General features: G+C 57.1%; 14 protein-coding genes and 1 pseudogene. 4 read left to right on the top strand and 11 right to left on the bottom strand.

What is annotated here, in order from left to right:
- Positions 1-91: 91 nt before the first annotated feature.
- Positions 92-241, top strand: coding sequence for a hypothetical protein (locus IEY52_RS26000; RefSeq protein WP_189009452.1), 150 nt, complete (start codon positions 92-94; stop codon positions 239-241).
- 56 nt (positions 242-297) lie between these two features.
- Here IEY52_RS26000 and IEY52_RS25995 read toward each other — a convergent pair whose 3' ends face one another.
- The 11 genes from IEY52_RS25995 to IEY52_RS25945 all read right to left on the bottom strand — a co-directional run bounded on the left by IEY52_RS25995 (position 298) and on the right by IEY52_RS25945 (position 10,078).
- Complete coding sequence (locus tag IEY52_RS25995) at positions 298-663, bottom strand: ArsR/SmtB family transcription factor (protein ID WP_189009449.1); 366 nt, start codon at positions 661-663, stop codon at positions 298-300.
- A gap of 63 nt (positions 664-726) precedes the next feature.
- Positions 727-2,895 carry a heavy metal translocating P-type ATPase gene (locus IEY52_RS25990; protein ID WP_189009446.1) on the bottom strand — a complete coding sequence of 723 codons (2,169 nt, stop codon included), beginning with the start codon at positions 2,893-2,895 and terminating at the stop codon, positions 727-729.
- The gene (locus IEY52_RS27170; protein ID WP_373289937.1) at positions 2,892-3,650 is read right to left on the bottom strand and encodes an MFS transporter; all 759 of its coding nucleotides are present in this window, start codon (positions 3,648-3,650) and stop codon (positions 2,892-2,894) included. The genes IEY52_RS25990 and IEY52_RS27170 overlap by 4 nt, the downstream gene beginning before the upstream one ends.
- A 289-nt stretch (positions 3,651-3,939) precedes the next feature.
- A complete protein-coding gene (locus IEY52_RS25980) occupies positions 3,940-4,248 on the bottom strand; it encodes a Tn3 family transposase (protein ID WP_189009443.1) in 309 nt (102 codons plus the stop codon).
- Positions 4,205-4,573: a transposase gene (locus IEY52_RS25975; protein ID WP_189009438.1), complete on the bottom strand. Its 369-nt coding sequence runs from the start codon at positions 4,571-4,573 to the stop codon at positions 4,205-4,207. The genes IEY52_RS25980 and IEY52_RS25975 overlap by 44 nt, the downstream gene beginning before the upstream one ends.
- 29 nt (positions 4,574-4,602) lie before the next feature.
- Positions 4,603-4,911: a DUF305 domain-containing protein gene (locus tag IEY52_RS25970; RefSeq protein ID WP_189009435.1), complete on the bottom strand. Its 309-nt coding sequence runs from the start codon at positions 4,909-4,911 to the stop codon at positions 4,603-4,605.
- A gap of 170 nt (positions 4,912-5,081) precedes the next feature.
- Positions 5,082-7,544 (bottom strand): ATP-binding protein, encoded by a 2,463-nt coding sequence (locus IEY52_RS25965; RefSeq protein WP_189009431.1) that lies wholly within the window; start codon positions 7,542-7,544, stop codon positions 5,082-5,084.
- A 168-nt stretch (positions 7,545-7,712) separates the two neighbouring features.
- Positions 7,713-7,952: a hypothetical protein gene (locus IEY52_RS25960; protein WP_189009428.1), complete on the bottom strand. Its 240-nt coding sequence runs from the start codon at positions 7,950-7,952 to the stop codon at positions 7,713-7,715.
- An 888-nt stretch (positions 7,953-8,840) separates the two neighbouring features.
- Positions 8,841-9,437, bottom strand: a complete 597-nt coding sequence (locus IEY52_RS25955; RefSeq protein WP_189009425.1) for a DoxX family protein — start codon at positions 9,435-9,437, stop codon at positions 8,841-8,843.
- Complete coding sequence (locus tag IEY52_RS25950; protein WP_189009422.1) at positions 9,421-9,711, bottom strand: hypothetical protein; 291 nt, start codon at positions 9,709-9,711, stop codon at positions 9,421-9,423. Before IEY52_RS25950 ends, IEY52_RS25955 begins: the two co-directional genes overlap by 17 nt.
- Positions 9,712-9,790: 79 nt before the next feature.
- Entirely contained in the window at positions 9,791-10,078 is a 288-nt protein-coding gene (locus IEY52_RS25945) for a response regulator (protein ID WP_189009455.1), read from the bottom strand.
- 210 nt (positions 10,079-10,288) lie between these two features.
- On the opposite strand from IEY52_RS25945, the gene IEY52_RS25940 reads away from it, so the two are divergent.
- From IEY52_RS25940 to IEY52_RS25930, 3 genes and pseudogenes are all read left to right on the top strand, one after another.
- The gene (locus IEY52_RS25940; protein WP_189009419.1) at positions 10,289-10,834 is read left to right on the top strand and encodes a transposase; all 546 of its coding nucleotides are present in this window, start codon (positions 10,289-10,291) and stop codon (positions 10,832-10,834) included.
- Positions 10,835-11,016: 182 nt separating this feature from the next.
- Positions 11,017-11,214: pseudogene (locus IEY52_RS25935) on the top strand (transposase); the annotation flags it as partial.
- A gap of 367 nt (positions 11,215-11,581) precedes the next feature.
- A partial coding sequence (locus IEY52_RS25930; RefSeq protein WP_189009416.1) for a hypothetical protein occupies positions 11,582-11,769 on the top strand: 188 nt, incomplete at its 3' end.

Below are 11,769 nucleotides of genomic sequence, written 5' to 3'. Positions count from 1 at the left end.
TTGCATGCTCAGATAGGGGCATTTGGGTACCACAAAGTCCGATGTTCACCGGCATTCCTCTCCGACCCTTTGCAGGTCGCACCATCGTTTTGTGGACAGACGGACTCCCGGAAGGTTTGGGTTTTTCTTCAGCCAGGACCTTCTGTTTCCCTGTGCGTTTTACCGCGTGTCCGGTCTTTTTGTGATGGACCGCAAGACCAGAGAAATCACTGTGCTGTCATTTGCAGACACCCATGCCTGAAAAAAGCCTGCGAAAAAGGCCCTGCAGGAGGTGTTGCTCTGGTCTCAAGGTGCAGCTCAGCGTTCCTGTGCGTGCTCCACAGCACTTTTCAGCAGTTCACGCACATGGTCATCGGTGAGGCGGTAATACGCCACCCGGCCCTCTTTGCGGTAATTCACCAGGCGGTTGGCCCGCAAAAGCCTGAGCTGGTGGCTGGTGTTGGATTCGGTGATGCCCACCACCAGGGCCAGGTCACACACGCACAATTCTGTGGCAGAAAGCGCCGCCAGGATCTTCAGGCGGGTGGGGTCTGCCACGGCCTTGAGCAGGGCACTGGCCAGATCGACGCATTCTTCTGAAGGCAGCGCGGCCCTGGCCTGGTTGACCGCCTCCGGGTGCACGCAGCTGGTTTCACACATGTCGTCCTGAACAATCTCCATCATTGCCTCCATTGCAGGCCAGCTTTTTTGCCTGAATTGAACCCCTGAATGAGCTCCTGTGAGGTTTCACTTTCTGAGCAGCCTCAGGGCATTGGCCGTGACCAGCATGGTGGCTCCGGTGTCGGCCAGGATTGCCATCCACAGGTTGGTGTAACCCAGCAGCGTGGTGACCAGGAAGATGGCTTTGAGGCCCAGTGCGAAGGTGATGTTCTGCCGGATGTTTCCCATGGTGCGCCGGGAAAGCTGGATCAGGGCAGGCACATCGCGGGTCTGGCTGCGCAGCAAAGCTGCATCGGCGGTTTCCAGCGCCACGTCGGTGCCTCCGCCCATGGCAATGCCCACCGTGGCTTCTGCCAGTGCGGGGGCGTCGTTGATGCCGTCTCCCACCATGGCGATGCCCCCCTGGTCTTTCAGCCCACGGATGATCCTGAGTTTGTCTTCGGGCAGCAGTTCGGCTTGCACCTCCAGACCCAGGTTGCCTGCAATGGCTTTGCCTGTGCGCTGGTTGTCTCCGGTCAGCATCACTGCCTGCACCCCCAGGTTTTTCAGTTCTGCAATGGCGGCTTTTGCGTCGCTGCGGGCTTCATCGCGAATGGCGATCAGGGCCAGCGGTGTGGTGTCTCGCAGCAGCACCACCACGGTTTTGCCTTGCTGTTCCAGGGCAGTGATCTGGGGCTGCTGTGCGGAGAGGTCCGTGAGGGTGGAGGCATGTTTCGGAGAGGCCACCAGGTGAAGGACACCATCAATCCTGGCGCTCACCCCTTTGCCAGACAGGGCGCGGGCCTCTGTGGCTTCTGGGGGCGGCTGTTTGCTGGTGTGCTCTGCAGCTTTTTCCACAGCTTTTTCCACAATGGCTTTTGCCAGAGGATGTTGGGACCCTGCTTCCACAGCCGCCGCCAGCCTGAGGGCTTCTTCGGGGGTGCCCTGCAGGTGGATCACGTCTGTCACCTGGGGTTTGTTCTGGGTGAGGGTTCCGGTTTTGTCGAAAGCCACGGTTTTCACGCTGCCAATGGCTTCCAGCGCTGCGCCGCCTTTGATCAGCAAACCCCGTCTGGCCCCACTTGCAATGCCGGAGGTGATGGCCGCAGGTGTGGAGAGCACCAGCGCACAGGGGCAGCCAATCAGCAGGATGCTGATGCCCTTGTACAGCCACTCCTGCCAGTTGCCCTGAAAAAGCAGCGGGGGAACCAGGATGGTGAGCACACTGACCAGCACCACAAAAGGGGTGTACCGCTGGCTGAAACGGTCAATGAAACGGGAGGTGGGGGCCCTGGATTCCTCGGCCTCCTCCACCATCTTGATGATTCGGGCGATGGTGTTGTCCTGGGCGGCTTTCTCCACTTTGATGGTCAGGTTGGCTTCGGTGTTGATGGAGCCCGCATACACGCTGCTGCCCGGTCCTTTGCTGACCGGGACGCTCTCTCCGGTGACCGGAGAATCATCAATGCTGCTCTGTCCTTCCAGAATGGTGCCGTCTGCAGGGATGCGGCCTCCGGGGGAAACGCGCACGATCTGACCAGCCTGCAGGGTGTCTGCGCCCACCTCGCGGGTCTGCCCGTTTTCCAGCAGGGTGGCGGTTTTGGGTTGCAAGGCAGCCAGCGCTTTGATGCTGGATCTGGCCCGGCCTGCTGCAACCCCTTCTAAAAGTTCTCCGATGGCGAAGAAGAACACCACCACGGCCCCCTCGGCTTCTGCACCGATCAGCAGGGCTCCGATGGAAGCCACACTGACCAGCATGTTGATGCTGAAAGCATCTCCCAGGCGTGCGGAAGCGTAGGCTTTCTTGAGCAGGGGCCAGACCCCCAGGGCCGTGGCAGCAATGTAAAACCATTTTGCAAAGTGGGGAAAAACAAAACCCAGACCGTAAGCCAGCAGCAACAGCAGGCCGCTTTGCCACACCAGTTTGCCCTGTCTGGTCTGGTACCAGGGACCGCTTTCGTGTTCGTGGGTGTGGCTGTGCCCGTGGTCGTGGGGGTGGTCATGGATGTGAGGGGCCTGACCATTTTCCTGTTTGAGGCTGGGGCCATACCCCATGTCGCGCAGGTTTTTTTCCAGGGTGGCCCTGGAGGTCTGGGTTTCGTCCAGGTCCACCTCCAGGATCTGGGTGGTGAAGTTGCTGCGTTTCACCTGCGCTCCGGGGAGGCGTGCAGTGGCGGCTTCGACTTTTTTGACGCAATTGGCGCAGTCCATGTCGTCCACAAAATAGGTGAGGGTGTTGACGTGGGCATCCTTCATTCATCCATGATATCTGAACGGCTGTTCAGATGACAATCTGGTCTGGACACAATCTGGCGGGTCCAGATCGCCCAGTGAAGGCAAAAGTCCATTCGAAACGATAAAACCCGAGTTCCATCTGGAGCAGCGAGGTGCCCTCTCGGCACCTCCAGGAGCAGTTCAGACGGGAACAGGCAGACTTCTGACTGGGGGAATCCTGCGTTCTGAAAAACCTTTTGTCTCCCCTCTGACCAAAAACAGCCAGAGCAAGGGCCACACCCAACAGACAGGCAGCCAACCCAGAAGTGACCTGCATGCCTGTGGTGGCTCCTGCTGCAGGGCTGGCCAGCCTGTGCAGTGCAGCCCCCACCACATACACCCCTCCCATCAGCGATGCACCCGTGATCAGGCCAAGGCTGCGGGACAATCCCAGCAAACCGGAAAGGACACCGCTGTGCTGGGTTCACAGCAGTCATGTGGGCGGTGTTGTTGGCGGCCTGCAACAGGGCGTATCCAGCCGTGAGGACCACCAGCGGAAAAACATAACCAGCGATGCCAGCAAACCCAGAGCTGCACAACAGCACGGATCCCGTCAGCATCCCACTGAGTCCCAGCAAAACCATCGACAGGGGTCCAAAGCGGTCCACCAGACGGCCTGCTGGAAGGCCCATCAGTGCAGAAACCAGAGGGCCGCAGGACATCACCAGTCCGACCCGACGGGCATCCAGCGACAATCCTGCAGAAAGGTAAAAGGGACCCACCACCAGGGTGGTCATGGCCACCGTTGCCACCAGTCCATTCAGGGGTCATGCCAATGATTAAGGAATGTGCTTTTTGCCATGCAGGATTGTTTCCCCTGACTTGACCTGTTTTTACTGATCTCTGACCATTTATAGAATTGGTCTCCCAGACAGTCCTTTTGCCTCTCCATTCTACTGACAAAATCAAACGGGTTTCGTCAACATGATAACGACAACGTCATGGGTTTTGTCATTCCAAAATCAGCACGGGTTCCTCCTTCAACAATGGTCGACGCTTCCCCTCCTCCGGCACCTGATCTTCCCGTCACACGTAATCCCCAGAAAAAATGATGTGCTCAAAATTCAGGGGCGAAAGCCGCTCAATCAGCTCATCCGGGATGATTTCTCCTTCCAGACGGAGTTGCTTGATGGCTTCCTGCAGGTACACGGTGTTCCACACCGCGATCATGGTGGTCAGCACATTCAGCCCACTCGCCCGTTTGCTCTGCGCCCGCAATGACCGATCCCGCACCTCCCCCCGGCCATGCAAGTAGGCCGCACGACGCAGTTCATGCAGCAGTTCCCCCTGTTCAAATTCCGCTGCACCCTCCTTCGCAACTCTGGTTCTGACCACCAGTCCAGGCTGCAGTGGGATTTTCATTTCGTCCGTCCAGGCTGCGATACGTCCTGACCAGTTTCTGGCTGGCCTTTTCCCACACGCCGGTTTTCTTCCAGAGTCGGAAGGATTCATAGACGGTTTTCCAGTGGGGAAAGTCGTGGGGTAAGGCCCGCCAGGAAGTGCCCTGACAGAGCACGTAGAGCAGAGCGTTGACGATTTCTCGTCTGGGAATGCTTGCAGACCGACCACCGGGTTTGGTGGAGGGAATGAGGGGTTCGAGCAGTGCCCATTCACGGTCGGTGAGGTCACTGGGGTAAGGCTTTCTCGTTACAGACAGCATTTTATCAATTCAATGCTGTTTTGTCATCCTCAGACGGTTTTCGGACTGTCTCTCAGGACAATTTCTTTCTGCTGGGCAGCAATGATCTGTCTGGCCCAGGTTTTCACTGTGGGGTCTTTGCCCATTTTGACTTCCATTTCAGCCGTGTCAATTGCCCCCTGATGATGGGCGACCATCATGATGAGGAACGCCTGGGTGTGGTCCTTGTCAGTGAGGTTCATCATCTGCATGTTGGGTGTCTGCATCATCTGCATGCAATTCATGTTCTGCATCCTCATGTGGGTGTCCTGGGTGAATCCGACAGAAAACAACATGGAGGTCACGATCAGGTGTTTCATTTCTTCTCCTTTTCATTCACCAAAACCAGTCCAACAGGTCCAGCGAAATTCTGCCAGGAAAATGGAACACTGGCGATCAAACGGGATTTGAAGGTCAGGACGAATCCGCCAGGCTTCCTGGATCGCTGTGGACGGCCCCAAAACGATACAACTTCAGCTTGCCGCTGGAATCACCGGTGACCCAGGGGCAAATGCACCACTGCCTCGGTGCCCTCACCGGGTTCACTTTCCAGCCACAGGCTCCCGCCATGCTCGGCCACAATGGATTTCGCGATGGAAAGGCCCAGACCGGAGCCTCCGGGATCCCCCTGGGGATTTCGGGAGGGGTCCACCCGGTAAAAGCGCTCAAAGACCCGTTGCAGGTCGTCATTTTTCAGGCCAATTCCGGTGTCCCGGATGCGAATTTCCACCTGGGTTTCCATGCGAACCATGCTCAGGCTGATGCGGCCCCCCACCAGGGTGTACTTGGCGGCATTGTCGATCAGGATGATGAGCAGTTGCCTCAGGTGGTCCAGGTTGCCCTCCATGTCCACCTGGTCGACATGACCGAGCTTGAAGAACAGCTGTGGGTGTTGTTTCTTGAGGCTCTTCCACACCGACCACGCCACCGCATGCAGGGCCACCGACCCGGACAGGTCTTCCACAACATGGCCTGCTCTGGCAGGCCAGAGCAGGCCATGCACCAGTTTGCCGAGCCGGATGGCTTCCATCTTGACTTCCTCCACCACTTCCTGACGTTCCTGGGTGGGCATTTCAGGGTGACGCTCCAGCAGCTCCATGTTCCCCTGAATGCTGGTGAGGGGAGATTTCATCTCATGGGTGGTGTCTTCCAGCAGGCTTTGCTGGGCAGCATGCAACTGCTGCATTTCCTGCTCCCGGAGTTCCAGCAGCACCTTCATCTCCTTCTGGTTGGTCAGGTCCAGGATGCCGGAGAGCACCAGCACCGGTTTGCCGGTGTCGTCCCGGGAGAACACCCGGTGGCGGCTGTAAAACCACTTCCAGTGCCCGGCCTTGTGGCGGATCCTGAATTCCCGCTCCAGGGTGATGTCGTCTTCCATCAGGGCCACGGTTTCCTGGTGCTGCACGAAGCTTCCCAGGTCCTCGGGATGCAAAATGGCATCCAGTTCTTCTCTGGTCATGGTCTGCACTTCATCGGTGGTGTAACCCAGGGTTTCTTCCAGGTGGCGGTTGGCATACACAATCCGGCCCTGGGTGGTGTCACTCAGGTACATCACTGCAGGGGTGGTGTCCTGAATGCTCAGCAGGAAATGCTGGCTTTCTTTCAGGGCCTGCTCGGCTTTTTTCTGCTCACTGATGTCCTGTGCAGTGGTGCCCACCCCCAGGATGCGGCCATCGGTGGTTTTCACTGGAAAATAATTCAACAACCAGTGCTTCTGTTCTTTGCCGCCCAGCGGATCCCTCTGGTGGTACTCGACGCTCAGCAAAGGCTGTCCGGTTTTCAGCACCTGCTTGAGGGGATCGGAGAGGATGGGATCTTCCGTGACTTCCAGCAGGTGGGCCGCTGGGCTGGAGGTGCCGTTCAGCACCTGCACGTCCAGGTCCACCCCCCTGAGCGCGATGCCGAGGGGCACGTGGTCCAGAATGGCCTGCAGACGGGCAATGGTTTCTTCACCGTTTTTCAGGTTTTGTTGTTCCAGGTGGTGCAGCCGGAAACGTGCAATGGCCAGGGCCACCTGATCGGCAAGGGTCTCCATGAAATCCTGTTCGTCTTCCCGAAACAGCGTCCTGGCTTCCATCTGCAGGAACAGGGTGCCCATGGTTTCACTTCCGACCTTGATGGGCAGAAACGCCAGGGAAGCTTCCGAGAGGTGTTCGCCCAGCCAGGACAGCTCAGGGTGCTTTTCTTGCAGGCTTTTCACCATGGGGTAAAACTGGGCCTGACCAAAGCGGGCCACCTCGCTGTGGGGCAGCAGCGTGTCCAGGCTGCTGTGGGCCAGTTCCTCCACGATGCGGGCATTGACCCCGACGCTGGAGGTGACCAGCAGCTGGGTGTGGTCCACGTTTTTCAGGAAGATGGAGACGTTTTTCAGGGGAAAGACAGGCAGGGTTTCTTCCAGGATCACCCGGGCAATGTCTTCGCTTTTCAGCACAGTAAAAAGCCGCTGGGTGATGCCCCTCAGCACTTTGTTTTCTCCCAGCAGGCGTTCACAGGTGCTTTTGAGGTCATGCTCCTGGGTCTCGCTTTGTTGCAAAGCCAGCAGGGCCTGCTGGAGGGTGTTTTCAGGGGTGAGGTCCTTCAGGTTCATCACGGCCCCGAGCAGTTTTCCCTGACCGTCATGCACTTGCCTTGCGGAACATGAGACCTGCCTGCGCTGTCCATCCTGGGTCTCGATGACCATGGCCTGATCCTGCACCATCTTCCCTTTGAGGATCCGGGTGAGCGGGGTCTCTGAGCCTTTCAACAACCGGAGCCCGTCCGCATGAAACAGCTGGACGTGCACCTCCCACGAGATGGGATGTTCCTGCTGGGAAGACAACCCCAGCAGTGCGCGGGCCACCCTGTTGAGCACAAGCACGTTGCCCCGCGCGTCCGCAAAAAGCACACCCTCCTGGGTGTTGGACAGCAGGCCCATCAGGAACTCAGGTGGATTTTTCAGGTTGCTGAACATCATGGCTCCCCGATGTGGGAAGGGGCTGGAAAAGGGATCATGGTGTCTCCTTGAAGAGCAAAGCCCATCTGACCCTGTGCAGCACAGGTGGTTCATTCCATTTGGTCAGCAAAAGGAAAGGAACAGCGCCAGTGTGCGAATGTGTTCCCGGTTGGCCCCAGCATGCCCTGTTCAGCACCTGCAACACACCTTGCCAGACTCAAGTTGCCCGAGGCCCCGCACGTTCAATCTGTGCACCAGCAGCACATCAAGCGGCAACCTCAAAGCACAGGCCACTGAACGGGCCACCAGCACCCCACCTCTGGGAATGGCCACCACCACCTTGTCAGGGGCTGAATGTTCGAGGTGAAAGTCTCGCTGCAGGCGTGTGATGAGTTGCTCTCCTGCTTCCGTGCGGTTCTGGAACGGCATCCCAGCCACCTCTTTCTGATTCCATGACGGGCAAACCCCACAAAGGGTGAATCACTCACAGCATCATCCTCAGGTGTTACCACCCAGTTACCAACACCCCTTGTCTCTTTGGTCCTGGAGTGAATTTCACAAGGTCACCCATTTGAGCAGACAAATGACAATCAGGCAAAGATGTACGTTCGAGGGTGGCATTCTGGTCCGTTCATCTCTGTGCACTGTTGAAGAGGTCAGGTTCTGCACATGAGGTGCCTGGGTTCTCTGACAACCTGCTTTCTTTTGCTGTCTGTTTTTGCTGTTGGGCAAGGCAAAAGCAACATTTTCCATGGCCTGTGGCAAACAGAGACGTCTGCTCTGGTCAATGCTGGCAATGTTTTGGTCACCCTGTGCTGACACCATGGGCTGGTGAACCGGGCAGGGTTTCTCCCCGGCAGAAAGGGTGAACCATGAAAATTGGAAATGACCAGTCCTGCAAACGACGGGTTCATGCCCACCGCCACCACAATGGCCAGCATGGCCACCCCATCAGATGCAAAGTTGCCCTGCAGCATCCCCCGCACGGTTCGGTACACCACAGGCAGGCCACCCACCAGAAGGGTGAGCAGCCACACCAGGTCGCCAGAATCAGGCAGACCAGCCCCAAAGCGCAAAAGTGCACCTGCAAGCAGCCCCGTCAATGCCAGCAGCACCGGGTTTTCAAGGGTCCAGTTCCAGAGGGCCTGGGGCAATGAGACCGACCGGACCAAATGGTCCGGTCGGTCTGCAGCGTCCAGTGCTTTTTCCGAACACAGCGAAAAATGCTTGAAAACCAGCATGTGCTTCATGTCGCTCCTTGCAGCAGAGGTGAGCCGTTGACCCACTTCTGCCAGCATGTCAGGAGGATTGAAAAGGTTAAACCGCAGGAGTTTTGGGTTTGGAGGCTGGAGGTTCAAAGAGCTTGCCAGGGGCTCCAGGAACACCGATCAGGGGCAGCAGGATTCGGTCGAGGCCCCACTGTCCAGCCACCCGCCAGGCCAGCATCAGGCCGACTGCAGCAATCAGCAAGAGGGGGTTGGTGGACAGCGTCCCGGCGAACAGGAAGTTGGCATTCATCACCCCGCCAAAAAACGCTGCGATTCCGGTGAACAGGCCCAGGATCAATGCAGTTCCGACGAAGAGTTCACCGTAAGCCACCATGAAGGAAAAAAAGGTGGCGTTGGGCAGGGCAACATTTTGGATGAACGAGGCGTACCAGCCGGAAACCTCTGGGTGGTCCCCGTCGGTTTTGGTCAGCGCTCCCTGCAGGAAGCCGGTGAGGGCGGTCCCGGCTTTGTCTCCGACCCACACACCGGCGGGGTTGGTGAGCTTGCCCCAGCCCGCGGTGAGCCAGGTCCAGCCAAGCCAGACACGCAGCAGGGTCCAGAAGATGTTCATGCGGGTGTCGGCGAAGAGAAAACGGGAGAGGGAGGGTTCAGGAATCTGGGTCAGGGTGTCAGTGTTGTTTTTCATGTTGCACCTTCATTTGTGTCTTCAGTCGGGAGATCCAGTTGGTTTTTGGGCCTTCAGGGGGTGGGGTGGCCAGCGTGAAGTGGATGTTTTCTCCTGCAAGCTGGCCTGCTTCGCATTGAACCTGAGGAGCAAAAGGAGGGCGGTCATAAAGGCCAACCCCCGGTTCCTGGCTGGTCAAGGAAGAGGGCTGGGTGCTGATCCATGGGGGAATCAGCGACAGGTTCTTTTTGACCTGCTGGTGCCGTTCGGTTTGTGGATTTTTGGGTTTTCGCATGATGGAACTCCTTGCAGGTGAAATGAAGCCCTGAAAGGTTCAGCCAGTGCGAACCCTTCAGAAAAGGTTTGGGGGCATGTCAGGCAGCCAGGTGATGGTTGATGCGCTTGTAGAACGCCATCAGGTCAAAAGGCCGGTTGCTGTGCTCAGCAGGTCCCCTGAAAAGCAGGTTGCGGATCAACTGCAAGTCGGTCAGGGCAGACACCCGCACGATGGCGGCTTCTGGGGCGTGCTGGTGCACCAGGGCCATCAAATGGGCCCCTTTTCCCTCAGGCAATGCTGAATCCAGCACCACCAGATCAAACATCTGGGTGGAAATCAGGTGTTCAGCTGCCTTGAAATCCTGGGCAGTGTCGGTGTGGTACAGCTCCTAGATGGCAAGACTGAACAGGTGCAGCAGTGCCGGGTCATGTTCCACAATCAAAACGCGAGGTTGGGTGGGCATGGGGCTCCTTGAATTTTTCCTCTGTCAGGAGATGGGAAGGAAGTCCAGAGGGGAGGCTTCCTGCACCGTGTGCCTTCAGGGTAGGCCCCTGTCCTGAAGTACAGGGGGTAAGGATGGTAACCTTTGGTGGAAATGGGACGGACTCTGTTGGCGAATTCAGAGATCATTCCACTAAAGCAAAATTCAGGAAAAGCGTCAGCAAGGGGTGTCTTGCCAATCCATTGTAAAGTACCAGAGAATCAGCAAAACTCCATCATGAAGACACTGCAGCCTTCACACCGAGCCAGAACAATCGTGTTTGGTATGCCCCCGGAAAAGTGGTCCAGTAGAAAATCGAGTGTTCGGCCTTCACCATGGAGGATAGAACATGAAAAAGTCCCGCTTCTTGCCCTGACTACGCACCTCGGGGACGGCCCCGTCGGTGCTGGGCGCTTTACCGAACAACAAATCCTGGACATCCTGCAAGAAGCCCAGAAGGGTGAAACCTCAGTGGCTGACCTGTGCCGCCAGCACAGCATTCACCAGCGCGCAGGCCCCCTTCTGGGTGCCGTTCTGCCCAAGACAGGCCACCTTCTACAGATGGAAGCAAAAATATACGGGCACCACCCCAGACCAAAAGCGCCTCAAGGAGAACGAAAAGCTGCTGAAGATGGTTGGCAAGCTGCAAATGGAAAATGATGCCATGAAGACGGTGATCCGAAAAAAGTACTGAACCCGTTCCAGAAGCGAGAAGCAGCCAGGGATCTTCAGGACGGTGGAGTCAGTGAGCGGCAGGCCAGCGGACTTTTGCACACCAGCCGCAGTGTGCTGAAGTACCGCCAGAAATGTCCTGGTGAGCGACAAAGCCCATGCTGTACGAAGACCAGCTATTCCTAAGGCAACGGGCAATCATCGAAACCATCATTGATCAGCTCAAGAATATTTCCCAGATTGAGCACTCCAGGCACCGCAGTCCGCAGAACTTTGTGGTGAACCTGCTGTGTGGCCTGATTGCGAACAGCCACCAGCCCAAAAAACCTTCCCTGCCCATTCACAGGGAAGGTCTGGTCGCTGCTTAACCCGAACTGACGTTTGTTTAGGGTTTTGTTTAGGGCAGGCCATCTCAAACAAAACAATCTTTAACAATTTATGACATCCGGGAAACGGTGCAGGGCAATCTGCGGTTCTGGCTTTTGTTTGCAGAGGACAGCAACCCTGCTGCAGCGACAGCCATCCAGAAAAAGGCCAGAAGGCAAAGAAAACAACCCCACAAATGAGGAAGATGAGGAGATTTTGGAAGGGCACCCCTTCGCGGAAACGATTCCACGAAACGGTTGACAATGGGTGTGCAACAGACTTTAATCAGAAAGTAAACCCAAAACAACACTGCTGCACGCAGATCACCCTCAGGGTGGTGCTGCCGTCTTCACCTTCGAAAGGATTCTCTTGAGTCACCACAAATCCACCCTTTACCTGACCCTCTTGCTGGCCCTCAGTTCCTGCGCCACCCAGACGGTCACCCCACAGCAAAAAGCCCCGGCCAACATCCAGACGCAGGCGAACGGGAACCTGCAGGTGTACTACAAGAAACCCACCGCCTGGGGAAATGCCAACATTCATTACTGGAACACCGT

The organism is Deinococcus roseus, assembly GCF_014646895.1.
GTDB lineage: Bacteria > Deinococcota > Deinococci > Deinococcales > Deinococcaceae > Deinococcus_C > Deinococcus_C roseus.
This window is presented reverse-complemented; position numbering and strand designations above follow the sequence as displayed.